Here is a 22,246-nt window from a genome sequence, read left to right on the forward strand (position 1 = left end):
AGACGACATGACGAACTCGGCACATTCACTCGGGCGCAGGCAGGTGCTTCTGGCCGGCGCCGGCCTGTGTGCGGCGGGACTGGCCTGCGCCGAGGCCTGGAGCCCCACGCACCCCATCAAGCTGGTGGTCACCTATCCGCCAGGCGGTGGTGCCGACGTCACTGCGAGAGCCTTCGTGGAGCAGCTGGGCCAGAAGCTCGGGCAGCCGGTCGTCGTGGACAACCGTGGCGGTGCCGGCGGTGCCATCGGTGCCGAGGTGGTGTACCGCGCCGCGCCGGACGGCTATACCCTCCTCTGGGGCAATGCCGACATCATGACCATCGCGCCGCACCTCTTCAACAAGCTTGCCTACAAGCCGATGGAGTTCGTCCCGATCGGGCCGACCGCGGCGGTGGCGTTCGTGCTGGTGGGGCGCAACAGCCTCGAGGCCAGGACCTTTCCGGAGCTGCTGGAGCTTGCCCGCAGGAAGGAGCTGACCTTCGCGTCCTGGGGCAACGGTAGCCCCGGCCATGTCGGCTCGGAGATGTTCAAGACGCTCGGCAAGGTTCCCGCCACGCTGACGGTACCGTACCAGGGCACCGCGCCCGCGGCGCAGGCCCTATTGGCCGGGCAGGTCGACATGATGTACTTGCCGTCGCCGCTCTTTCTCGCGATGGAGTCGAGGGTCACGACCTTCGCGGCGGCCGGCAAGAAGCGTTACGACCGCTTCAAGCATGTGCCCACGATGGCCGAGTTCGGCGTCCCGGTGGACCTGGAGGTCTGGCAGGGACTGTTCGCACCGCCAGGGACACCCGGGCCGGTGATCGAACGATTTGCGAAGGCGCTTGCCGAGGTGAGCGCCGACCCCGCGATCCGCAAGAAGATCGAGGAACTGGGCGTCGTTCCGCTGGCAGGGAGCCAGGAGGACTTCGCCCGGTCCATTGCGCCCGACGCGGCGCGCTGGGGGGAGATCATGCGTACTGCGCAGGTCAGGCCGCAGGGATGAGTCCTGTCATGGGCGGCACAGAACATTCACGCAAGGAAACATCATGAACAGATCAACGCCGCTGGGTTCGTGGAGAACCAGAATCGCGCTCGTCGCGCTCGTCGCGCTCCTTGTGCTCGCCGTGAGCTCGCACGTCGCTGCGCAGCAGGCATGGGCGCCCTCGAAACCAGTGAGGCTGGTCGTTCCGTATCCCGCGGGCGGAGGCACCGACATTGCAGCGCGACTGGTCGCTGCCGGAATGGGCACCAGTCTCGGCCAGGCGGTGGTGGTGGACAACAAGCCGGGTGCCAACGGGGTAATATCCGCCGACTACGTCTATGCCGCGGTGCCCGACGCCACGACGTTGCTGTTCGGGTCGGCCGACGTGATCTCCATCAGTCCGTTCACCTACCCCAAGATCCAGTTCCAGCCGAATGGTTTCAGCCCGGTGGCGCCGATCGCCAAGATCGGAGTTGTCCTCGCGGCGCGTGCAGACATCGACGCCAAGACACTTCCGGAGCTCGTGGCCAAGTCCAAGACCAAGGAGTACTCCTATGCTCATTGGGGCCCAGGCAGCAACGGGCGCATCGGCATGGAGATCTTCCAGTCGCACGCCGGCTCGAAGAAGATGCTGGGCGTGTCCTATCTGGGCACCGCACCGGCCCTGGTGGCGCTGCTTTCTGGACAGGTCGACCTGATGCTCGTACCCACGCCGCTGGTCATCGCCAATCGAAGCCGCCTTGTGATCTACGGCATCGCCTCGCCGGAGCGCTTTGCGGGGCTGAAGGACGTGCCCACGCTGGCGGAACTCGGCTATCCCGTGGATGCCAACATCTGGTTCGGCGTGCTCGCGCCGCCGAAGACGCCACAGCCGGCCATCGACGTCATCCAGGCCGAAATGACGCGTGTCGTGCACGAGCCCGCAACCCAGGCGCGCATGATCGAGCTGGGCCTGCAGCCTGACCTGAGCGACCCGCGAGGCTTTGCCGGCTTCGTGCTCTCCGAGAACAACCGCTGGGGCGCCGTCATCAAGGCCGCCGGCATCAAGATCGAATGACCCGCATGCACAAGATTGCCGTACTGGACGACTTTCAGAACGTGTCGATGAACTTTGGGAACTGGGCCGCTCTGCGCGAGCACGCTGAGATCACCGTGTACCGCGATCACATCGATGATGAAGACGAACTGGTCGAGAGGCTTCTGCCTTATGACGTGCTCTGTGTCATGCGCGAGCGGACCTGGTTCCGGCGCAGCTTGCTCGAGCGGCTGCCCAATCTCAAGATGATTGCCAGCACCGGGCCCTGGAATGCCGCCATCGACATGGACGCTACAGACGATCTGGGCGTCGTGGTCTGTGGCACCGGCACCTCGCTGACCGCGGCTTCTGAGTTGACCTGGGCGCTGATCCTCGCCGCGGCGCGCAATCTTCCGCGGGAGTTCGACTCCTTCCGCAAGGGCGGCTGGCAGGTGTCAGTGGGCGCCGACCTGCATGGCAAGACGCTCGGATTGATCGGCCTGGGATATACGGGCGCTGCCACCGCGCGGATCGCGCACGCCTTCGGCATGAAGACGCTTGCTTGGAGCCAGAACATGACGGCCGAATCCGCTGCCAAGCTCGGCGTGCAGTACGTCCCCAAGGACGAACTGCTCGCGTCGAGCGACATCGTCTCCATTCATGTGCGGCTGTCGGATCGAACGCGTGATCTGGTCGCAGCGCGCGAGCTGGCGCTCATGAAACCAAGCGCCTATCTCATCAACACCGCACGGGGGCCCATCGTCTCGGAAGAAGCGCTGATCGATGCGTTGCGCAGTCGTGCGATCGCGGGGGCTGCGATCGACGTCTACGAGAGGGAGCCGCTGCCGCCGGATCATCCGTTCCGCAGCCTCGACAATCTCCTCGCAACGTCGCACGTGGGCTACGTGACCGATGGATCGTACGAGATCTACTACGGCGAATCGGTGGAGAACATCCGTGCCTGGATCGATGGGCATCCGATCAGGAGGCTCACTTCAACCCAGCGAGAGATCGGCTACGAATCGAAGAAATAGCACGGCACCTCCTCAACTGACATGGGGAAGCTCCTTTAAGTGCTCGGCAGCACGTCGGGCTCGGCACCCTGCGCAGGGTCGAGGAAACTGCGAGTGCGGCCTGATCGGAGTACTTGTTGGTTCCGCAGCCAGGGGTTCGGCAGCGGTCCTCCTGGCGATCGCCCAGGCTAACAGGAGCGCCGAGATCACGCGCGCCGACGAGGCCACCGTCGAAGAAGCGCTTTGAAAGAGAAGGGCGTGCTCGCGGTCCCCAGCGCCACGAGGTGCGAGCTGACAAGTTCGAGTACGAGCGCCTGCCGCCGATGCCCTGGCCTCTGCGACTCAAGCAGTTCGACGCTGAACTTCCAGCCTGCCATTTCAAGTTCTGAGGTGTCCTGACGCGGCTGCCGACGCAGCCCGCCAGCCGCATCGAAGAGCTCCTGCCGCATCGCTGGCGGCAGAGTTGACGATGGGCTCGTCGTCAAGGCGAGTTGCCCGGACGCATACAAAAATGGCCGGCATCTCATCGGGGTGGCATGCGGTCTAGAAGAGGAGGGTTCGTGGCCTGCCTTCCGGGACTATTTGGTGGGGCATTTTCGCCAACGAACGTTGGCGGATTGCGGTTGCTCCTTGTGGGGAAGCGACAGCTGCTTCGCTCCCGTTCTGCCACTGAGCGAAGCTATGCGGCATCCCCACATCAAAGCGCGAGAAGCATTTGGCGCCCTCGAAGGCATCGTGCAGCCCGCGCCGGCTGCCAGATTTTCCAGAACACCAAGTTGTTCAGTCGCCACCAGCCTCAACAAACGCGAGCCTCGGGAGTGTCGTGACAAGCCGGCGTTCACCTGGTTGAAGGTTGGATGCTACGGCTGAGCTTCACACATCTCGCGTATGAAAACTGCAGCGTGACAAAGAGTGCTTAAGACCAAGCTGTCGGAATTCTTCTTTCGAAGGCTGGATTCAAAGGTAAATCTGACGTTAACTAGCTTGGCGTCAGAGTGGAACCTTCAACTTCATACAGTGCGCCCGCCGTCGATAAAACCCAACTAGGCTTGGCGGTGGTGGATCAGCTGGCGTTCCCCATCGAAATTTATTCACGCAACCTCTTCGATTCACGCACCGCTGCCCAAGCGAAGTTGCGCGGATCGGCGACCGCCGCCGCGCCCGAGGACACGAGCTGATCGCATTGCAGCGCCGACACGCCCGCGGCCAACAGGACCTCCAAGGTGTGCTCGCCGAGTTCGGCAGGTGGCTTCGTCGGCACGTCCCAGGCCGCACCCAGGCGGGGGAACTCGGGGATCTCGAAGTTAAGGCCGCGGTATGTTACGTCGCGCAGCTTGCCCGGATGGCGAGCCTGGGGCGCCTGCAGCACGCGCTCGAGTGGCAGGACCTCGGTAAATCCCACGCCCGCCGCCTGCAACCGGGACGCCGCCTGGTCGAAGGTGAGGGCGGCCATTGCGGCCTTCACGATGCCCTCCACCTGGTCGCGCGCCTTCTTGCGGTTGCGCAGCTGGGCCAACGATTCGTCGCCGGCCTGGGGCAGGTTCATCGCCTGGCAAAACTTCAGCCAATGCGCATCCGTGAGCATCAGCAGGTACATTCAGCGGCCGTCGAACGTGAGGTAGGCGCCGTAGCCGGGCATGCTGAACTCACCATGCGGCTCCCGCTCGGGACGGCCGAGCAACTGCGTTTTTCAGCTGAACGCCCACCAAGTCGCGAGACGCCACGTGCAACCCCGTTTCGTACAGGCCCACTTCCACCGGCGCGCTTTGGCGCCCCGCCTTCGCCTGCAGCAGTGAAGACAGGACGCCGATGACCGCGTATGCGCCGGCGAACTGGTCGTGGTAGGACGGGCCGAGCCGACTGGGGCGGCCTTCGATGACGTTGCCTTCCATCACGCCTCTCGCAGCTTCCGCCACCGGGTTCGAGGCGAGGTCGTCTTCCTGAGGGCCGGCGGCGTAGCCACGGATGTGGCTCGACGGCCTGAGAATGCTGCGCTTCGACTGCGTTGTCGATGTCCGACCGGCGTGCTGCCGAGAACGAACGCCGACCCGCGCCCATTGCCCGGGCCCCTGCAGCACGTGGGCTGGAACCATCTCGACGACGAGGTCGACGCCCGACGAAGCGAGTTCACTGCGAGCACCCACGTCCCTTTGGGGCCGATGCTCTGCATCGGTCCATGGAATCCCGCGGGCAATACTTATGGGCCAGGTGGCGGCAGCGCTCGCGGCCGGCAACCCCGTGCTCGCAAAGCCCGCGGAGCAGAACTCGCTCAGGGCGGCTTGTACACGGCCGCAGAGCGACGTTTCATTCGGTTGATCCAATAGGTCTTCGGTCTTCGAAGAATGCCTGGAGAGGGGCATCTGAGGGCGGGGCTGCGCTCCTCAAGACGCTGGACTTCATCCCAGGCAGCTTTCCGCATGCTCGGGCATGGCATGCCAAACCACACCGTAGGGAAAACATGCGACTCAGGACGGCGTTCATTCAGAGGCCTTCCTGCTCCGCGCCGCGCGGCCGCTCTGCGACTTCTTCTCGCCATCCTCTGGCCGACTGGACTCGAGCTGGCGCAGCGCGGCCACTGTCGTCACCTGCTCTGCGCGCAACCGGGCGATCTCTCGCTCGGCCTGTTCTTCCTGGCGCCGCAGCCGGTCGCCCGAGTCCGCTGCGCGCTGCTCTGCCCCGGCGGCGCGCTCGCGCAGGGTCGCAAGCTCGACCCGCATCTCCTGCTGCTCGCGCGACCAGGCGGCAGCCGCCTCCCCGTGCGCGGCCTTCTCGGCCTGGAGGGCCTGCTCTGCCGCCGCCAACGCGGTGCGTGCAGCCTCTTGATCTGCCGCCCGGGCCTTCTGCTCCTTGGCGAGATCCGCGGCGGCTTGGCGCGCGGCCACCCGCTCGCGGTCGATGTCTGCAAGGAGCCGGCGCTCGTGCGCGACGTGGCGCTGCTCGGCTTCCTTCGCGTCGCGCTGGACCGCACCAAGTTCCATGGCTGCCTTCTCGCGCAGGGCTTCCTTGCTGGCCACGGCCTCTTCGAGAGCCTTGCGCAGGCGCCGCACCTCGGCTTCGGAGTCGCTCAGAAGGCGAGCCGATTCCTGCTGCTGCGTGTGCATCTGGGCCTCGATCGCCGCGACCGCTTGGCGCGAGGAGGCCAGCGCCTCATCGAGCGCGACGCGGGCCTGCTCGAACGAGGCTTCGCGCTGCGTGAGCTCCGATTCCTTCCGGTCAAGCACCTCGCGCTGCAGCTCGAGTTCGCGCCGGGCCGCTTCGTTCTTCTGGACCTGCACCTGGTCGGCCTCGCGGCGCGCGGCGTCCCAGAACAGCTTGGTGGCCTGGATGACGGCCAAAGGGAGCTGGTGCGCCTCGCCGTCGGCCAGGTTGGCGCCCCGGCCGTCCAGGCGCTTGCCGAGGGTGGCGAACCAGCGCTCCAGCATCGGGCTCACTGTATTGGGCGAGCCGCTGCCAATCTTCTGGCGCACGCGCTCGATCGTCGGGCGCAGACCTTCGTGCACGAGCGCGTCGGCGGCCTCCCAGACCTGGGACTCCTGGATTCCGCGGCCGCCGCGCGGCGCGAAGGTGGTGACGTTCGAACTGGTGCTTTCCATGGGTGCTCCGGGGCGGCTATGGGCGCTCGGACAGGCTCAGACCTATGTCCTTGCATCCCGTTTACTTTCGATAATAAAGGATTATCGAAAGTGACATATAATGTGCGTTCGATATCATACGTCATATGTACGAAACAAGATGTCTTGGGCCGTGCCGGCGGTCATCGGCCGGCCGATTGATATGCCTACCAGATAGCGTGTTGCCAAGGCCTTGGCTTGGTCTGGGAGAGATGTGCCGAGCTCGATCGCATCGTTCGATGAACCTAGTTGGCTGAGCTGCGCGCAGCAGGGGATGACGGGCTAAGATGCGAAATCTGATGCAAAATGGCATCATTACGGATTCAAGTCTTGGCTATGCGTACCACCGTCACCATCGAAGACTCTCTTTTCGAGAAGGCCCTCGAAATGGCCGATCCCGAAATGGACAAGGCGGAGATCTTTCGAGAAGCGATCCGCACGTTCGTGCGTGTTCAAGCAGGCAAGCGCCTCATTGCGCTCGGAGGGGCGGCCCCCGACATCCAGGACGTGCCGCGTCGTCGAGGCGAGCCGGTCTCGTCATGAGCGTGCTCGTCGACACCTCTGTTTGGATCGACCATTTCCGCAGCGGCAACGCCGCCCTCGCGCACCTGGTCGGCTTGGACCTCGCCTTGACCCATCCGATGGTGGTCGTCGAGCTGGCCTGTGGGACACCGCCCACTCCGCGGGAGCACACGCTTGGCGGTCTGAGCCTGCTGAGGACGTGCAATCAGGCCACGTTGAACGAGGTGCAGGAATTAGTCGAGCGGGAAAGGCTGTACGGACTCGGGTGCGGATTGGTCGACATGGCGCTACTTGCATCGACCCTCATCACCCCTGGCGCACGGCTATGGACCCTGGACCGGCGCCTGCTGGAGCTGGCGCAGCGATTCGACGTCGCGCATGGCATCCACTGAGACGGGTCATGGATCTTCCTGAAAAGTTATCAGGCCAGGTGTTGACGCCGCTCGAGCGCAACGACGCCCTCCTAGACCCGGCCCGGCTCTCCGACATGGCCGAGGAAGCCGCACACGACCTGATGGCCGAGGGCGAGTCCAGCAATACGCGTGCGTCGTACCGAACAGCGATGCGCTACTGGGCCGCCTGGTTCGGCGCGCGCTACGGCCGCCAGATGGATCTGCCCGTGCCGGTACCGGTGGTCGTCCAGTTCATCGTCGACCATGCCGAGCGCTCCACCAAGGCTGGCCTGGTGTGCCAACTGCCGCCCGAGATCGATGCGGCGCTGGTCAAGGGGGGCTTCAAGGGCAGGCTCGGCGCACCGGCGCTGAACACGCTGATGCACCGGATCTCGGTGCTGTCGATGGCCCACTACCTGGCCAAGGAGCCTAACCCGTGCATCGACTCGGCGGTGAAGGCGCTGCTGAGCAAGACCCGCAAGGCCTACGCCAAGCGCAACGCCACGCCTCACAAGCAGCGTGCGCTGACCAAGGAGCCGCTCGAGGCGGTGCTGGACACCTGTGACGACTCGCTCAAGGGCAAGCGTGACCGCGCCCTCCTCCTGTTCGCCTGGTCGTCTGGCGGTCGCCGTCGATCCGAGGTCTCGGAGGCAGTGTTCGAGAACCTGCGCCGCGCCGACGAAGGCGGCTACCTCTACACGTTGGCCGACTCCAAGACGAACCACACCGGCAAGGTGAAGGCCGAGGATGTGAAGCCCGTGGTCGGCATGGCCGCCGAGGCGATGGAAGCCTGGCTGAGGGTCGGCAGGGATTCATGTAAAACCCAGCAGAAACAGGCTTAAGTGCCTGTCCCCGTTGACTTTTTCGACTCTCTCTTCCCTGGACGACCGGCCTCTTCAACCGGGTTCGCAACCAAATTAGGGCCAGTCGCCGGCGTACTGAAGCGCTCAAGCATGCTGGCCACGACCTGCTCCTGGGCCGTGACGGATGACCTGGCCGTCGCCAGCGCCAGTTCCAGCTGTTGTTTGGCGGAAAGCAGCTCGTCGACCTTGGCCTGCAACTGCTCTTTGGAAGTGCTGAGCTGCTGGACGGCCGCGTCCTGCTCAACCAGGCGCCGGCCCAATTCCTCGGAGCGCCTTTGCGCAAACCCCAGTTCATCCTTGAGCGGCCGCAGGCCTCGCACCTCTTCCTGAGCCTGGTGCAGATCGCCCTGGGCGCGCGACAAATCGCCCAGGAGGCGTGCGTTTTCCTGAAGGGTATGGACGGCTTCCTGCTGCTTGGTGGCCAAGGTCTCGTTCACGGTGCGCAACTCGGCCTGCAGGTACTGCACCTGCTGTTCGTGCTTGCGCTGGTCCTGGTCGCGCTGCTCCTTTGTGGATTCCCGGAAATGCTCCAGCGCCTGGCGCGCGTGCTTGTGCTTTTCTTCCAGGGATTGGCGATGGCGCTCTTCGGCCGCGAGGCGCTCCTGCAGGTCGGCCACCTGCTGGACGAGCTGAGTGTTTTCCAGGGTCTTGCGGCTCAGAGCTTCGCTGGTTTTGCCGTGAGCGTTTTTTTCGTCGGCCAGGGCCCGCTGGGTTTGCTCCAGCTGCTGGCGCGTGGCCAGCGCCTCGGATTTCAGGGCCGCGACGGCTTGCTGCTGTTGGCTCAGCTGCTCGGCGTGCTTGGCCTGCGCCGTGGTGACCCGCTCTTCCGCTTCTTCATTGACGCGGGCGGCTAGGCGACCCACCAGGTCCTGGATTGCCTCGCTGACGGCTACGCGGCTGCCGGTGGCTGGCCCTTCCTCTTCCTCGATCTCCTTCAGGTAGCGATGGATCGTGGTTTTGGAGCCGCTGCCCAGCTCTTCGCGCACCGCATCGATGGACGGATTGCGCCCTGCGGCCAGCAATTTATCGCGGGCACGCAGCACTTCAGACTTGTAGATTCCGGCTCGGGCCATGGTTCACCTCGTTATTTCGTACTGTAGTATGTACCATGATATTACATACTATTTAAGAGGTCAATAAATCATAGATCTTAGTAAATATCACACTGGGTAATAGTGGATTATCCAATGTGAGGGTAATTTTTGATGGTTTCAGCCGTGGTAGCGGTTTGGGGTCGGCCTAATGTGGCGTCATATGCGCTTATGACCGCGCGGAACAAAACTCGCGTCCCCGAAAAAGGTCCGCCCCGGCGAATTGACGGGATTATGCCCAAACAGACATAATTTAAGCGATGTCGAAGCAAACCCGCAAACCCGTCAAATGGGTCAGTTCCGCCAAGCGCGATCTGGATGCGATGCCGGACTATGTCAAAGACGTTTTTGGCCATGCCATCGACCTGGCGCAGGCCAGTGGCAAGCATCAGGATGCCAAGGTCATGACGGGTTTTGGTCGGCCGGCGTGTTGGAGGTGGTCGAGGACCCCCAGGGCGACACTCACCGGGCGTCTACACCGTCAAGTTCGCCGGCTGGGTCTATGTCCTGCACTGCTTTCAGAAGAAGTCCCAAAGCGGCATCGCCACGCCGAAACCGGATTGATCACCACCCGCCTGAAGGCCGAAGCAGGACTTCGAAGCTTGGCAGGCACAGCAAGGAGCACGCAAATGAGTGAACCCGCAAGCATCACCACCGAAGAAGGCAGCACCAATGTCTATGCCGACCTGGGCTACACCGACGCGGCCGAGATGCAGCGCAAGTCCCAGCTCGCCGGCGAGATCGCCCGAGCGATCAAGGCGCGCCGCTTGACGCAGGAAGATGCGGCTGCGCTGCTGGGGATCGACCAGTCCAAGGTTTCGCGCATCACGCGCGGCCAGTTTCGCGGCGTCAGCGAGGCCAAACTGTTGGAGCTGGTGGCCAGGCTGGGCCATGACGTGAAGATCGTGGTCGGCCCGGTGCGGCGCCGCGCCGGCAAGATCGAACTGCAGTTTGACTGATTGGCCTTTATCCGGGCCCTGCTGATTTGGGTGGAGGGAACTCCCCTCCATGTACCTCCGGCTTGAATGCTGCCAGCTTGGTCGCCAAAGACGTTTCGGCCTGTGTCCTGACCCTGAGCCATGCGCCCAAGGTGTCACGCAGACAGGTCTCACATAAATCCGCCTCAACCCGATTTCCGTCCCCAAAAATCGAGTCATAGCCCGCGTCGAAGCCGATCGACGTCATCTCGGCGAAGCCAAGCTCGCCACGCTCGGTCTCTTTGCCGCACCGGTCACATCGGATCTGATGCACCACGCTCACGGCCTCCATGGTTTTGAGTTGCATCGAATTCTCCTTACAAATAACTGCCTGCATCATCCTGCTGTCCCGCGAAGCATAACCGTGCCGGAATGGCACGCTTAGCCACGATGACGAGCACCATGATCATTCCCTCCGTGACATGCCTGCCGGGTCCCAAGTCATCGGCATTTGCATGAACAGCGTAAGCATGCGCACGCGCAAGTATGGTTTCTCCCTGCCTTGCTGATGTGTCTCGGCGGATGCCAGACTATCTACGAGGGCAAATATGACTGAAAGGCGGGCGGCCGACCAGGAGCTGTCGTGAAAGTTGATTATTCGAATTAGTTAGCCAAAGAGCCATTTCGCGACTGCCGCGCCAAACTGAGCGCAGAGGAACGGCGAACATCACAGTTCGCTGTGATTTCGTACCCATTCTTAAGCAGACCCAGGAATGCCATTATTCCGATTCAACCCAGTTGAGCCGGATGCGCGGGAATCTCGCTTATCTCAACGTGCTTGACTGCAAGGCGGCATTGCAACCGCGTGTCAGCGGCGTTTTCAAGCACGGCTTCTTAACCCTCAAGCACCAGGCTTTCGAGTTTCCGGATGCATATCGCTTCTGCGCAAGGCAAAACGCCAATAATGGGTGCTTCGATAGTGCTTGCAAATGCCCACCAGAATGAGCAGATTGCGGGAGAATCGAAGTTAGCCAGCAAAAGCGCCTCGAGGCACCTGAACTCAAATCACATGACCGCTGAAAAGGAATTTTCTACCAATGCGCACTGCAAAAAAATCAACTCTGACCTTCGTCTTATGCTTGGAATGCCTGTTGGTTTTGCTACTGGCACAACAGCCACTTTCACGTCAGCCTCCTTGACGCCAGATGCCGCTTTGAAGGCGGCACGGGCTGCGCTAGAGACTTGCCGAAAAAATGGCCATCAAGCTGCCGTATCGGTCAATGACCGTGCCGGCAACGCGCTCGTTATGCTTCGCGACCGTTTCGCCGGTCCACACACAGTCGATACGGCCATCAACAAAGCCTACACGGCCGTGACCTTCAAACTCGATACCACGAGTTTCACCCGTTCCACTCAAGGAGGTGAACCCGCATCTGGCGTGCGACACCTTCCCCGCATCGTGGCCATCGGCGGTGGCATTCCCATTGAATCGGCTGGCTCCATCGTGGGCGCCATTGGGTTTCGGGCGCGCCGGGCGGGGATGCCGATGACGTCTGCGCCAAAGCGGGCATTGCTGCTATCCGCGACGAACTCGACTTTTGACTAGGCCGCACTCTCGTGCGGTCAGTGGTCAAGCTCCCTGCTGACGTTGCCAGCCTAACCCCGGCCATGGCCAGTATTCTTATGCATCCTGCAATAGACGAGAGTCGGTGGCTAGCCTACATACACCAGCTTGATAGAACACGCGTCAATCACTTAGGCCAAAAGTCAGGTTCGCAGCTACTTGGCTGTGGCAACGTGCGCAACAGGCGATCAAATCTGCTTTAGACGACGTTGAACAGCCGAAACGAGCGGCTGGATGGCGGAGTCCGGGAACGGCGCTACGCTGCTGACGTTGATTTCGCAAAGCACATAGCGCTCAGAGGCATCGGCGATAGATTCTCCGAACATGAAGTCGCAGTCCCAGAGGAACGGAAGTTGCTCGCGCGAAAGGCCGACGCGTGTGCGGAGCAACTCGACCCACTCAGTCTCCAGTCGTTCCTTCAAGAACTGGAACTGCGGCAGATTTGCGGCGTGGTACAGCCTCGGGCTGGACGGCGGTGCCGGCTCGTCAGGTTTGGCGGGGTAGAGCGCGTTCACCGACTGGTGCCCGAAGCCCTCGACCCGATCCTCCACCAGATAGGCGCGCACCATGCCTTCCACCAAGCGCGGTTGCCATGCCTGGTCGATCATGTGTCCGCCGTTCTCCGGCTCGAAGTACGGAGCCAGTCTTGCCAAGAGCGCTGGAATTTCCATCACCTCTTCGTCGCTGCCACGCTGGGCGTGGCGCACCCGCAGGCGCGCGGGTGTGGCCATGGGACCCACCAGTTGCACGCGCCAAACACCGTTCCCGCTCTGTCCCCGGTATTGCTTGAGTACCCGTGGGCCGTGGCGGAGTCGTTCTGGCAATTCCTCCTCGAGTTGTTTGAGGCTGTCGACTCGGCAAACGTCGCTGCCAAACGGGAGATCGCGCGTGTGGAACAAGACGTCCTTGGTTCCCAGCTTCAGGATGGCCTCCGGATGCGCGCTGACCACAATCCCCGAGTCGGCAACCCGCCGCAGCATGGCGTCCAGGACATCCCGTCGTCGTCCGCCTTCGATGGGATTGCACCAGACCAGCACGAGGCGGCAGTTGCGCAGCTGCGTCTCCACTTCTTCGGCGAAGTCGTCGTTGTACACGGCAGGGACCGCCGTCACGCCGGCGAGGGCGAAAGCATCAAACAACGCAGCAAACCGGCTCTCGGTCGGATCAGAGCGATCCCGCATGCGGCGATCGCCTGGATAAAGTAATGCGACGGTTGATGTAGGCAAGGGCAACTCCTCAGCGGCTCACACGCCAGCAAGCTGCCAGAGCAATTGAAGCGTATTTCATAAGGTCCTCATGGCATTCATAAGAGCTTCAGCAATGGATACCCCCACTGGGCCGAAGAGAGCCTCGACCAGCAAAGTATTCGCGTTTCTGGTCTGTTGACTCTTTTAATGTCGAGTTCAAGACATTACAGTATGATCATGACATGAGTTTGCTGTTCTTGCCACCCTGGTTGTTGCTGATTGTTTCGCTGCCTACATCCGGCGCCACCGCGCGGACCCGCATTTGGCGGGCGTTGAAGTCGCTTGGCTGCATGGCATTACGGGACGGGGCGTATCTCCTACCAGCTGGTGAGGAACGCGAAGTGGCGCTGCAGGAACTGGCTGAGGAATGCCGGCGCGAGGGAGGCCACGCGTGGCTGATGGACGTGCAGCCGCGGTCCGTCGACGAAGCTGCAACCTACCGGCAGCTGTTTGACCGCAGCGACGATTACGCCGAGCTGTGCAAGTCCTGGAAGGAGGCGGGACGCACGCTCAGCGGGCTGGCGGGGTCCGAGGTCTCGCGCATGCAGCGCAGGCTGCAGCGCGAGCGCGACATGGTGCGGGCCATTGACTTCTTCCCCGGCGACGCGAGCCTGGAGGCAGAGGCGGCCTGGACGGAGTTCACCCAACGCATCGAGCGGGTGTTGTCGCCAGACGAGCCTCACGAAACGGCAGGCGGCATTGCCAGGCTGGATGCGAGCAGCTACCAAGGCCGGACGTGGGCCACGCGACGTCGGCCCTGGGTGGACCGCGTTGCCAGCGCATGGTTGATTCAGCGCTTCATCGACCGCGATGCGCGTTTTCAGTGGCTGTCCCAGCCGTCAGATTGCCCGAAAGGCGCACTCGGTTTCGATTTCGACGGCGCGGCGTTTACGCACGTGGGCGAGCGGGTGACCTTCGAGACGCTAATGGCTAGCTTCGACCTGGAGCAGGATGCTGCGCTCATGCGCGTCGCCGCGCTTGTACACCAGCTCGACGTGGGCGGCGAACCGGTCGCCGAGGCTGCAGGCTTCGAGGCCGTGCTGGCAGGCGCGCATCAACGCCTGGACGAGGACGACGCGCTGCTGGCGGAGATGAGCAAAATGCTCGACTCCCTGTACGCGTACTTTCAACAAGCTGGCGGTCGCCCAGGATGACCCAGATGATCCGCCCAGCCCCCGCACATTGGTGAGTTTCGCGCCAAGTTACCCCGAGCCACACCTGGAACCCACCCAACTGCCGATAGCGACTTTGATTCAACCAACCACCTGTTCTGTAACCATGACCGGATAACGCCATGACACTTTTCCTGACCGGCTTGCGCGCCGCTTCGATCATCCGTCCCAACCTCAACACTGAACCGGGGGCAGCATGAGTGCGCAGACGACCACCGGCGCTGCCGGCCCCGAGGCCGTGCCTCCGACGCTGACGTACTTTCAGCTTTTCATGCGGTTTCTCAAATTCGGCTTCCTTGCCTGGGGAGGCCCGGTGGCGCAGGTCGCCATGCTGCGCCGGGAACTGGTGAACGAGGAACGATGGATTTCCAGCGAACGCTTCAACCGCTTGCTGGCCGTGATGCAGGTGCTGCCCGGACCCGAGGCGCACGAGCTGTGCGTGCATCTGGGCATGCGTGCGAAGGGGCGGCTGGGCGGGGTGCTGGCCGGTCTCGCATTCATGCTCCCGGGATTCCTGTTGATGCTGGCGCTGTCATGGCTTTACTTCCGGATGGACATCGCTGGCACGGCACTGGGCGCCGCGTTCCTTGGTGTACAGGCAGCAGTGATCGCCCTGATCGTACGGGCGGTGCACCGGATCGGCGAGCACATCCTGGTGGACCGTTGGCTGTGGCCATCGCCATCGTGGCCGCACTCGCCTCCGCCGCCGGCGTGGCCTTCTGGATCACCCTGCCAGCCGCCGGCGGCGTCTATGCCTTGTGGATGCTCAAGCGTGGCAGGCTCGCCCTCCTGGTCGCTGCCGGCGCGGTGGCGCTGGCCGCCGCGATGGCGCTCTGGGCGCCGCGCGCACAGCCGCTGGTGGAGGCGGTCGTCCAGGGCGAGGCTTCGCTGCTGCTCATCTTCGTCGCCGGGTTGAAGGCGGGCCTGCTCACCTTCGGCGGTGCCTACACGGCGATCCCGTTCATCCGCAATGACGCGGTCGGCCGCGGCTGGATCACCGACGGCCAGTTCCTCGACGGCCTGGCCTTGTCTGGGGTGCTGCCCGCGCCGCTCATCATCTTCGCCACTTTCGTTGGCTATGTTGCCGGCGGGCCGCTCGGTGCGCTGGTCATGACCGCCGGCGTCTTTCTTCCCGCGTTTGCCTTCTCGCTGATCTTCTACGACCGGCTCGAGGCAGTGCTAGAGGTCAAGGAGATGCACGCCTTCCTCGACGGCGTCGCCGCCGGGTGGTCGGCCTAATCGCCGCGACCACGGTTGACCTGGCGTTCGTCACCGCCGCGCGTGTGCCGTCGTTGGCGGTGGCCGTATCGATCTTTGTCGCGGCCTTGGCCTTCCTGTATGCCTGGAAGAACAAGCTCAACATCGCAGTCGCGATCATCGGGGCCGGAGTCGCGGGTTGGCTGCTGATGCCGAGCGGCGCGTGAGCCAGCAGGGTATGCAGCCTGTTGCTTGCCCTCGCTCAGCGCGCTGCGTCGCGTTAAAGGTCGCTCCGATCAAGAAAAGTCGCGCCAGCGGAGGCCTCGGCTCAACCCGCCTAGACGGACGGCTGCGCCGAAACGTTGCTTGCGGTTGCTTGCTGCTCGTGCTTGGTGCATGGACGCTGCCGGACGTGGCCGCTGAATCGGCGGCTTTTGCTCCTTTGAATGGCCAGCAGATCCGCTCCGCGTTGCGCGGCAGCTCAGTCGGCGACGGGAGACATTGGGAGCATCAGTACCTCCCCGATGGTCGACTCATCCGCTCCGAGAGCGGGACAAGCAAAGCGGGCCAATGGTCGGTTCAAGGCGACCAGCTGTGCCTGCTGAAGCCCGAGATCAGCAGCACACAGGCGGCGTGCTTCTCGGTGCATCGACGAGGCAACGAGTTGCAGTACCTAGATGGGCAGCAACTCGTATATCAAGGTTTTCTTAAAAGGAGTTCATGATGACTACATCCCCAGCATTTCAAAGTCAGGACGCGCTCAAGCCGCTGCCGTTCGATCCGTCAAAACTAACGGGTCTGTCCGAACGAATGATTCGTTCCCATTGGGAAAACAATTACGGCGGCTCGGTCAAGGCACTGGCCGCTGTCAAGGCCCGGCTGGTGCAGGCCGCAGGCGACAAGGACCTGCCGCCCTACATCTACAACGACCTGAAGCGCGAGCACCTAATTCGCACTGGATCGGTGGTGCTGCACGAACTGTATTTCGAGAACCTCGGGGGCAGTGGCGAGGCCGCAGCTACCGAGCGAGAGGCGATCGCTCAAGCCTTCGGCAGCTTCGAAGACTGGGAGAGGGAATTCCGCCGCATCGGTGCCGGCCTCGGTGGGGGTCCGGCTGGGTGGTTCTTGGGTTCAACCTGCACACCAGGCAGCTGGAAAATTACTGGATGGCCGATCACGCGCATGGACCGGCCGCCACCGTTCCGATCCTGGTGATGGACATGTACGAGCACTCTTATCAGATGGACTACGGCGCTGCGGCGGCGAAATACATTGATGCTTTCTTCCAGAACATCCAGTGGGAGAGCGTGAGTGCACGGCTGGCCGGCGCACGTGCGATATGAGGCATTTAGCGTTGCATGTGGCGGGTTGGCACTCTCTCGTGTGCACGTGAAGATAGGCATCTCCGGACACCGACGGCGCGACGGCGCGACGGCTCGGTATTCTCACAGGCGCGGACCCAAGCTGGCTGGTCTTGGTGCCCTTGTCCATCCTGGCCGAGCAACTGGTGCGTGCATGGAACTGGCGCCAATTGCTGTACCCCTGCGCCCGGCGGGGCGCTTCGATTTGTTCGGCACCATCATGGCTGGCTACCTGCTGGCGGAGCGGGGCAAGCCACGCTAATGGACAGGCGAAAAACAAACTGAAATGAATCGTGTTGTTGACTACATCGAAGCCGCTGAGCGCGACAACACGCGTCGGAGCTACGCTTCGGCCATACGACATTTTGAAATAGAGTGGAAAGGCCTCCTGCCCTCGACGGCTGACGCCATCGCCCGCTACCTCGCCGACTACGCGCCTACCTTGGCCATCAACACCCTTCGCCAGCGGCTGGCGGCACTGTCCCGATGGCATGCCGACCAAGGTTTTGCGGACCCCACCAAGTCGCCCTTGGTGCGCCAGGTCCTTAAAGGCATTCGCTCAATTCACGCCGTGCCAGAAAAGCGCGCGCGCCCCCTGGAGCTGGCGGTGCTCCAGCAGATCGACCAGTGGCTCGATGTCGCGATTGGCAACGCCCAGCGGTCCGGCGACCGGCCGGCCTTGCTGCGCCAAACCCGCAACCGCAGCCTGATGTTGCTGGGGTTCTGGCGCGGCTTTCGCTCCGACGAGTTGGTCAACCTGCGCGTAGAGAACATCGAGGTGACGCCGGGCCAGGGCATGGCGTGCTACCTGGGCCGCACCAAAGGCGACCGGCAGCTGCAGGGCCGTGTTTTCAAATGCCCAGCCTTGTCCCGCTTATGTCCCGTGACGGCCTTCAATGCCTGGATCGACCTGGCCGGGTTGACCGAGGGTCCGGTGTTCCGCAAGATCGACCGCTGGGGAATGTGGCCGACGAAAGTCTGCATGCCGACAGCCTGATTCCGTTGTTGCGCAGCCTGTTCGCCGAAGCCGGTGTCGAGTCGCCCGAGGAATACAGCAGCCACTCCTTGCGCCGCGGCTTTGCCGGCTGGACCCGCGCCAGCGGCTGGGACATCAAGGAACTGATGGAATACGTCGGCTGGAAGGATGTCAAATCGGCCATGCGCTACCTCGATGCGTCGGATTCCAGCCTGCAGGCCCGGTTCGAGCAGGGCCTGACGGCCCTGGCACCGGCAGTTCCGCAGCTACTGCCATTGTTGTTGACCGAACAAATCGAAGCGCCCCGCCCACCGGCCGAAGGAACGACGCCCATGGCAGTCCTGCGCGTCACGCTGGTGCTGGCCCGCTTCAGCAAGCAGTCGCGCGGCCTGGCTCGCGGTCACCGGCTGATCGAGCAGACCTGCTTTGAGCGTTTCGCCATGCAACGCCTGAACACCGAGGGAACGCTCTACGAGCTCGCAGTTCCCTACCTGTCACGTGACTTGCTGGACGAGGTGATCGCCACGCTGCTCGATGACATGTACCGCATCGCCGAGGACAACCAGTGCCTGCTGGAAACCTCATTTCACGAACCCGCGACCGACACCTACTGGGATTGAGGCGATGGGAAGCATTGCCGCCAGGCGGGGTAGTCCCCGCGAATGACCACGCTCCATGAGACGGCCTATCCCAGCCTGAAACCCGATCCGACACCCCGTGAGCTGGCGGAGCTTTACACACCGACCAAGGATGAACAACTCCTGGCTGCCGGCATCGGCAAGCGCGCCTTGCCGCGCATGGCGGCACTGATCCACCTGAAAGTCTTCCAGCGCCTGGGCTATTTCATCTCCCTGGCCGAAGTGCCGCCGGTGATCCGGGAGCACATTGCGCAGCAGGTGGGCGTGGTTAGGCCGCCCCCGGCGGCGGACCTCAAGCGCTTCGAGGCCTCGGGCTCGCGCACCGCCTTGTTTGCGACCTTACGCCGGCACCTCAATGTCAAACCTATGAACCCGGGGGCCACGCCTGGCTGGAGGTCGTGGCCGACACGGCGGCCGAGACCAAACACGCGGTGGCCGACATCATCAACGTGATGCTGGAGGAGCTGGTCCACCATCGCTACGAGCTGCCCGCCTTCTCGACGCTGGACCGGATGGCGTATCGAGCCCGGGAAAAGAGCAACAACCGGTATTTCTCCGCAATCACCAACCAGCTGACAGCCCATACCCGGACCTTGATCGACAGTTTGCTTAAAACCGCCACGGGCGAGTCGGTTTCTGCCTGGCAAATGCTCAAACGCGAACCCAAGCGGCCGACCAACAAGGAAACGCGCACCTACATCCAGCACATCCGGCGCTTGCAGTACCTGGTGGAGCAGCTTCCCAAGCCCGACGTGCCGGTGCCCAAGCTCAAACAGTTTCGCCACCTGGCGCGCGCCCTCAATGCGGCCGAGATGGCCGAACTCAAGCCGCAAAAGCGCTACGCCCTGGCGGTGATCTTCATCCGGGCGCAGCATGCCCAGTCCCTGGACGATGCCGCGGACCTGTTTATTCGCCTGATGCAGAACCTGGAAAACAATGCCAGGCAGAAATTGCTCTCGTTCCAGCAGGAGCGGGTCCAAAAAACCGACATGCTGGTTGGCCAGCTCAAAGACATCCTGGGCGCCTACCAGCTGGAGGGCACCGACACGCAGCGTGTGGACGCCATCGGCACCACCCTGGTGGCCGACGTGGACGAGCTGCTCAACGAATGCGAACAGCACCTGGCCTATGCGGGCCGCAACCATCTGCCTTTCCTGCTGCAGCCCTACAAGATGGTCCGGGCCCAGTTGCTCAACTGCATCGGCATCGCCTCGCCCAAGGCCAGCAGCGAGGACCAGGTAGCGGAGCGGCTGATCGAGGCCCTTTACAAGCTGCGCGACAACCGTGCGGACATCGTGCCGCTGGACATGCTGGGCCTGACTGAAGACAAGGATTTCCGCTGGATGTCAGGCCAGTGGAAGCGGTTGGTGTTGGTCCGTCCATCCGGCAAGGGCCGGGCGGAGGCTGTCCACCGCCGGTATTTTGAACTGGCGGTCATGCATGCTGTCAAAGACGACCTGAAGTCGGGCGATCTCTTCATCAAGTACGGCGAGCGCTATGACGATTACCGCGAGCAGTTGGTCGATGACGAAACCTTTGAAAGAGAAGTGGGCGACTATGGCCAGGTCACCGGCATCGAGACAGATCCCGGCACCTTTGTGGCGATGCTCAAATCGGCGATGTCCCAGCGGGCCCACGACATCGACGCCACTTTCCCGGAAAACGCCCATGCCGAGATCGTCGACGGCCGCCTGATCCTGCGGAAACCGCCGCGCTCAGAAATCGTCGAGGCGGCCGCGCGGATCGACGCCCTGATCACCGAGCGAATGGAGGCGGCCAGCATCGTGGACGTCATGATCGACACCGAGCGCTGGTTGGACCTGCACAAGCTGTTCCGGCCACTCGCCGGGACCGACAGCCGCCTGGAGGATCTGCGCATGCGCGTCATCACGACGCTGTTTTGCTACGGCTGCAACCTGGGGCCCGTGCAGACCGCCAAATCGATCAAAGGTCTGAGCCGCCGGCAGATTTCCTGGCTGAACTTGAAATACGTCAGCGAGGACCTCCTGGACAAGGCCATTGTCAAGGTGATCAACGCCTACAACAAGTTTGAGCTGCCAGGCTACTGGGGCACGGGCAAACACGCGTCGGCGGACGGCACCAAGTGGAATCTTTACGAGCAAAACCTACTGTCCGAGCACCATATCCGCTATGGTGGGTACGGCGGTATCGGCTACTACCATGTATCGGACAAGTTCATCGCGCTGTTCAGCCATTTCATTTCCTGCGGCACCTATGAGGGCATCCACATCCTTGACGGGCTGATGACCAACGAATCGGACATTCGACCGGACACGATTCACGGGGACACCCAGGCCCAGAGTTACCCGGTCTTCGCGCTGGCGCACCTCCTGGGCATCCAGCTCATGCCGCGCATCCGGGGCATCCAAGACCTCAAATTCCATCGCCCGGAGCCGGGCAATGTTTACCGCAACATCAATGCGCTGTTCAGCGATGTGATCGACTGGCGGCTGATTGAGCTGCATTTGCCGGCGATGCTGCGGGTGGCGGTTTCCATCAAGACCGGCAAGATCACGCCGTCGGCGATCCTGCGCCGGCTCGGCACCTACAGCCGCAAGAACAAGCTGTATTTCGCGTTTGTAGAGCTTGGCAAGGTCATCCGGACCATGTTCCTGCTGAGCTACATCGGCGATGTCGGGCTGCGCAAGGTAATCCATGCCGAAACCAATAAGAGCGAGCAGTTCAACGGCTTTGCTCAGTGGTCATTTTTTGGGGGAGAAGGGATCATTGCGGAGAACATCCGGCACGAGCAGCGCAAGGTGATCAAGTACAACCACCTGGTGGCCAACATGATCATTCTGCACAACGTGGTGGGCATGACGAAGGTGCTGCAGGAGCTTCGCGACGAGGGGACCGAGATCACGCTGGAGATCCTGGGCGGCCTGGCGCCGTTCCGCACGGCGCACATCAACCGGTTTGGTGACTACACGCTGGATTTTCGGCGGAAGATTGGCCCCTTGAACTTCGATGCCACCATAATCCCAATGGAATCATAGACTTAGGGTCGTTTCTGCTGGGTTTTACATGAATCCCTGCCGACCCTCGCATTGGAAGCCGGCAGCATGAGCGAGCGGGCACCGCCGATGCAGGACGTGGCGCTGATCGAGTCTCTGGGCCGCGCCACGAGCCTGCAGCTGTACCAGCTGGCGGCGGTGGTCGAGAGGCTGCTGACGGACCCGCGGCGCATCGTGGCTATCCGCCGGGACCTGCACCTGGGGCAGGTGGTGCGCTTCTACGACGATCGCCACGACAAGATGCGGCTGGGACGGGTCATCGAGATGCGCGACACGCAGGTGACCCTGGAGGGCACCGAGGTGCGAGGGCAGTGGAGGCTGCCCTACGCGGCGATCGAGCCGCCCATGCCGGGTGACAGGCCGCAGACGGCCGCCGCGGCGACAGAGCCAAGCCCACCGCGACCCACGCGGGCGGACTTCCACCGCGGCCAGAAGATCTCCTTCACGGATCGCCACCTGCAGGTCCATGTGGGTGTGATCACGCGCTGCAATCCCAAGACGGCCACCGTCTCCACCGGCGACGGCAACTCCTGGAGCGTGCCCTACGGCGCCCTCAGGCACGTACTGGACGTCTGAGGGCGGAAAGCGACGAGCCCGTCAAGCACGGG

Annotated in this window: 19 protein-coding genes and 6 pseudogenes; 19 read left to right on the forward strand and 6 right to left on the reverse strand. The window is 62.9% G+C overall.

Annotation, left to right across the window (positions count from 1 at the left end):
* Window positions 1-7 precede the first annotated feature (7 nt).
* The 3 genes from E5P3_RS31630 to E5P3_RS31640 are packed head-to-tail and all read left to right on the forward strand — an operon-like array spanning window position 8 to window position 3,013.
* Window positions 8-985, forward strand: coding sequence for a Bug family tripartite tricarboxylate transporter substrate binding protein (locus E5P3_RS31630; RefSeq protein ID WP_162590066.1), 978 nt, complete (start codon window positions 8-10; stop codon window positions 983-985).
* Between the two features lie 43 nt (window positions 986-1,028).
* Window positions 1,029-2,021: a Bug family tripartite tricarboxylate transporter substrate binding protein gene (locus tag E5P3_RS31635; RefSeq protein WP_162590067.1), complete on the forward strand. Its 993-nt coding sequence runs from the start codon at window positions 1,029-1,031 to the stop codon at window positions 2,019-2,021.
* Window positions 2,022-2,026: 5 nt separating this feature from the next.
* Entirely contained in the window at window positions 2,027-3,013 is a 987-nt protein-coding gene (locus tag E5P3_RS31640) for a D-2-hydroxyacid dehydrogenase family protein (RefSeq protein ID WP_162590272.1), read from the forward strand.
* Window positions 3,014-4,079: 1,066 nt separating this feature from the next.
* Here the strand turns inward: E5P3_RS31640 and E5P3_RS36240 are convergent.
* Window positions 4,080-4,589 carry a CoA transferase gene (locus E5P3_RS36240; RefSeq protein ID WP_269474015.1) on the reverse strand — a complete coding sequence of 170 codons (510 nt, stop codon included), beginning with the start codon at window positions 4,587-4,589 and terminating at the stop codon, window positions 4,080-4,082.
* Between the two features lie 49 nt (window positions 4,590-4,638).
* Window positions 4,639-5,085 carry a CoA transferase gene (locus E5P3_RS36245; RefSeq protein ID WP_443083302.1) on the reverse strand — a complete coding sequence of 149 codons (447 nt, stop codon included), beginning with the start codon at window positions 5,083-5,085 and terminating at the stop codon, window positions 4,639-4,641.
* Between the two features lie 24 nt (window positions 5,086-5,109).
* Here E5P3_RS36245 and E5P3_RS36540 point away from each other — a divergent pair.
* Window positions 5,110-5,272 (forward strand): annotated as a pseudogene (locus E5P3_RS36540) (aldehyde dehydrogenase family protein); the annotation flags it as partial.
* Window positions 5,273-5,469: 197 nt separating this feature from the next.
* Here E5P3_RS36540 and E5P3_RS31650 read toward each other — a convergent pair.
* Window positions 5,470-6,585: a DNA-binding protein gene (locus tag E5P3_RS31650; protein WP_162590068.1), complete on the reverse strand. Its 1,116-nt coding sequence runs from the start codon at window positions 6,583-6,585 to the stop codon at window positions 5,470-5,472.
* Window positions 6,586-6,939: 354 nt separating this feature from the next.
* Between E5P3_RS31650 and E5P3_RS31655 the strand changes: the two genes are divergently transcribed.
* Genes E5P3_RS31655 through E5P3_RS31665 form a run of 3 tightly spaced genes read left to right on the forward strand, consistent with a single transcriptional unit; the run spans window position 6,940 to window position 8,359 of the window.
* The gene (locus E5P3_RS31655; protein WP_162590273.1) at window positions 6,940-7,146 is read left to right on the forward strand and encodes a type II toxin-antitoxin system VapB family antitoxin; all 207 of its coding nucleotides are present in this window, start codon (window positions 6,940-6,942) and stop codon (window positions 7,144-7,146) included.
* Window positions 7,143-7,517 carry a type II toxin-antitoxin system VapC family toxin gene (locus tag E5P3_RS31660; RefSeq protein ID WP_162590069.1) on the forward strand — a complete coding sequence of 125 codons (375 nt, stop codon included), beginning with the start codon at window positions 7,143-7,145 and terminating at the stop codon, window positions 7,515-7,517. The genes E5P3_RS31655 and E5P3_RS31660 overlap by 4 nt, the downstream gene beginning before the upstream one ends.
* A gap of 8 nt (window positions 7,518-7,525) precedes the next feature.
* The gene (locus E5P3_RS31665) at window positions 7,526-8,359 is read left to right on the forward strand and encodes an integrase (protein WP_162590070.1); all 834 of its coding nucleotides are present in this window, start codon (window positions 7,526-7,528) and stop codon (window positions 8,357-8,359) included.
* Here the strand turns inward: E5P3_RS31665 and E5P3_RS31670 are convergent.
* Entirely contained in the window at window positions 8,356-9,453 is a 1,098-nt protein-coding gene (locus E5P3_RS31670; RefSeq protein ID WP_024815569.1) for a DNA-binding protein, read from the reverse strand. The two genes, E5P3_RS31665 and E5P3_RS31670, sit on opposite strands and share 4 nt — an antisense overlap.
* 278 nt (window positions 9,454-9,731) lie before the next feature.
* Between E5P3_RS31670 and E5P3_RS31675 the strand changes: the two are divergent.
* Window positions 9,732-10,035: pseudogene (locus tag E5P3_RS31675) on the forward strand (type II toxin-antitoxin system RelE/ParE family toxin).
* Window positions 10,036-10,100: 65 nt separating this feature from the next.
* Window positions 10,101-10,430, forward strand: a complete 330-nt coding sequence (locus E5P3_RS31680) for a helix-turn-helix domain-containing protein (RefSeq protein WP_024815568.1) — start codon at window positions 10,101-10,103, stop codon at window positions 10,428-10,430.
* 7 nt (window positions 10,431-10,437) lie between these two features.
* Here the strand turns inward: E5P3_RS31680 and E5P3_RS31685 are convergent, their stop codons facing one another.
* Window positions 10,438-10,755 carry a hypothetical protein gene (locus E5P3_RS31685; RefSeq protein WP_024815567.1) on the reverse strand — a complete coding sequence of 106 codons (318 nt, stop codon included), beginning with the start codon at window positions 10,753-10,755 and terminating at the stop codon, window positions 10,438-10,440.
* Window positions 10,756-11,316: 561 nt separating this feature from the next.
* Here E5P3_RS31685 and E5P3_RS31690 point away from each other — a divergent pair.
* A complete protein-coding gene (locus E5P3_RS31690) occupies window positions 11,317-11,994 on the forward strand; it encodes a GlcG/HbpS family heme-binding protein (protein WP_332107412.1) in 678 nt (225 codons plus the stop codon).
* Between the two features lie 206 nt (window positions 11,995-12,200).
* Here the strand turns inward: E5P3_RS31690 and E5P3_RS31695 are convergent, their stop codons facing one another.
* The gene (locus E5P3_RS31695) at window positions 12,201-13,238 is read right to left on the reverse strand and encodes a Cj0069 family protein (protein WP_230305084.1); all 1,038 of its coding nucleotides are present in this window, start codon (window positions 13,236-13,238) and stop codon (window positions 12,201-12,203) included.
* Window positions 13,239-13,441: 203 nt separating this feature from the next.
* Between E5P3_RS31695 and E5P3_RS31700 the strand changes: the two genes are divergently transcribed.
* The 9 genes and pseudogenes from E5P3_RS31700 (at window position 13,442) to E5P3_RS31730 (ending at window position 22,214) form a co-directional block, all read left to right on the forward strand.
* Window positions 13,442-14,413, forward strand: a complete 972-nt coding sequence (locus E5P3_RS31700; RefSeq protein WP_024815564.1) for a chromate resistance protein ChrB domain-containing protein — start codon at window positions 13,442-13,444, stop codon at window positions 14,411-14,413.
* A 289-nt stretch (window positions 14,414-14,702) separates the two neighbouring features.
* Window positions 14,703-15,044 (forward strand): annotated as a pseudogene (locus E5P3_RS36250) (chromate transporter); the annotation flags it as partial.
* Window positions 15,045-15,100: 56 nt separating this feature from the next.
* Window positions 15,101-15,670, forward strand: coding sequence for a chromate transporter (locus tag E5P3_RS36255; protein WP_269474017.1), 570 nt, complete (start codon window positions 15,101-15,103; stop codon window positions 15,668-15,670).
* Window positions 15,658-15,855 carry a hypothetical protein gene (locus E5P3_RS36260; RefSeq protein WP_269474018.1) on the forward strand — a complete coding sequence of 66 codons (198 nt, stop codon included), beginning with the start codon at window positions 15,658-15,660 and terminating at the stop codon, window positions 15,853-15,855. The genes E5P3_RS36255 and E5P3_RS36260 overlap by 13 nt, the downstream gene beginning before the upstream one ends.
* Before the next feature lie 149 nt (window positions 15,856-16,004).
* Window positions 16,005-16,352 (forward strand): hypothetical protein, encoded by a 348-nt coding sequence (locus E5P3_RS31710; protein WP_024815562.1) that lies wholly within the window; start codon window positions 16,005-16,007, stop codon window positions 16,350-16,352.
* Window positions 16,352-16,971: pseudogene (locus E5P3_RS31715) on the forward strand (superoxide dismutase). The gene E5P3_RS31710 and the pseudogene E5P3_RS31715 overlap by 1 nt, the downstream one beginning before the upstream one ends.
* Before the next feature lie 304 nt (window positions 16,972-17,275).
* Window positions 17,276-18,585: pseudogene (locus E5P3_RS31720) on the forward strand (site-specific integrase).
* A 42-nt stretch (window positions 18,586-18,627) separates the two neighbouring features.
* Window positions 18,628-21,620: pseudogene (locus E5P3_RS31725) on the forward strand (Tn3 family transposase).
* Between the two features lie 66 nt (window positions 21,621-21,686).
* Complete coding sequence (locus tag E5P3_RS31730; RefSeq protein ID WP_232062357.1) at window positions 21,687-22,214, forward strand: hypothetical protein; 528 nt, start codon at window positions 21,687-21,689, stop codon at window positions 22,212-22,214.
* Window positions 22,215-22,246: the final 32 nt, after the last annotated feature.

Origin of the sequence: Variovorax sp. RA8 (assembly GCF_901827175.1) — a bacterium.
GTDB lineage: Bacteria > Pseudomonadota > Gammaproteobacteria > Burkholderiales > Burkholderiaceae_C > Variovorax.

Excerpts from the sequence above, each read along its gene's own strand:
- E5P3_RS31655 (WP_162590273.1), top strand. The coding sequence starts at position 6,940 with ATGCGTACCACCGTCACCATCGAAGACTCTCTTTTCGAGAAGGCCCTC.
- E5P3_RS31700 (WP_024815564.1), top strand. The coding sequence starts at position 13,442 with ATGAGTTTGCTGTTCTTGCCACCCTGGTTGTTGCTGATTGTTTCGCTG.
- E5P3_RS31670 (WP_024815569.1), bottom strand. The coding sequence starts at position 9,453 with ATGGCCCGAGCCGGAATCTACAAGTCTGAAGTGCTGCGTGCCCGCGAT.
- E5P3_RS31650 (WP_162590068.1), bottom strand. The coding sequence starts at position 6,585 with ATGGAAAGCACCAGTTCGAACGTCACCACCTTCGCGCCGCGCGGCGGC.
- E5P3_RS36245 (WP_443083302.1), bottom strand. The coding sequence starts at position 5,085 with ATGGTTCCAGCCCACGTGCTGCAGGGGCCCGGGCAATGGGCGCGGGTC.
- E5P3_RS31630 (WP_162590066.1), top strand. The coding sequence starts at position 8 with ATGACGAACTCGGCACATTCACTCGGGCGCAGGCAGGTGCTTCTGGCC.
- E5P3_RS31690 (WP_332107412.1), top strand. The coding sequence starts at position 11,317 with ATGCATATCGCTTCTGCGCAAGGCAAAACGCCAATAATGGGTGCTTCG.
- E5P3_RS31635 (WP_162590067.1), top strand. The coding sequence starts at position 1,029 with ATGAACAGATCAACGCCGCTGGGTTCGTGGAGAACCAGAATCGCGCTC.
- E5P3_RS31680 (WP_024815568.1), top strand. The coding sequence starts at position 10,101 with ATGAGTGAACCCGCAAGCATCACCACCGAAGAAGGCAGCACCAATGTC.
- E5P3_RS31730 (WP_232062357.1), top strand. The coding sequence starts at position 21,687 with ATGAGCGAGCGGGCACCGCCGATGCAGGACGTGGCGCTGATCGAGTCT.
- E5P3_RS31660 (WP_162590069.1), top strand. The coding sequence starts at position 7,143 with ATGAGCGTGCTCGTCGACACCTCTGTTTGGATCGACCATTTCCGCAGC.
- E5P3_RS31640 (WP_162590272.1), top strand. The coding sequence starts at position 2,027 with ATGCACAAGATTGCCGTACTGGACGACTTTCAGAACGTGTCGATGAAC.
- E5P3_RS31685 (WP_024815567.1), bottom strand. The coding sequence starts at position 10,755 with ATGCAACTCAAAACCATGGAGGCCGTGAGCGTGGTGCATCAGATCCGA.
- E5P3_RS31665 (WP_162590070.1), top strand. The coding sequence starts at position 7,526 with ATGGATCTTCCTGAAAAGTTATCAGGCCAGGTGTTGACGCCGCTCGAG.
- E5P3_RS36240 (WP_269474015.1), bottom strand. The coding sequence starts at position 4,589 with ATGTACCTGCTGATGCTCACGGATGCGCATTGGCTGAAGTTTTGCCAG.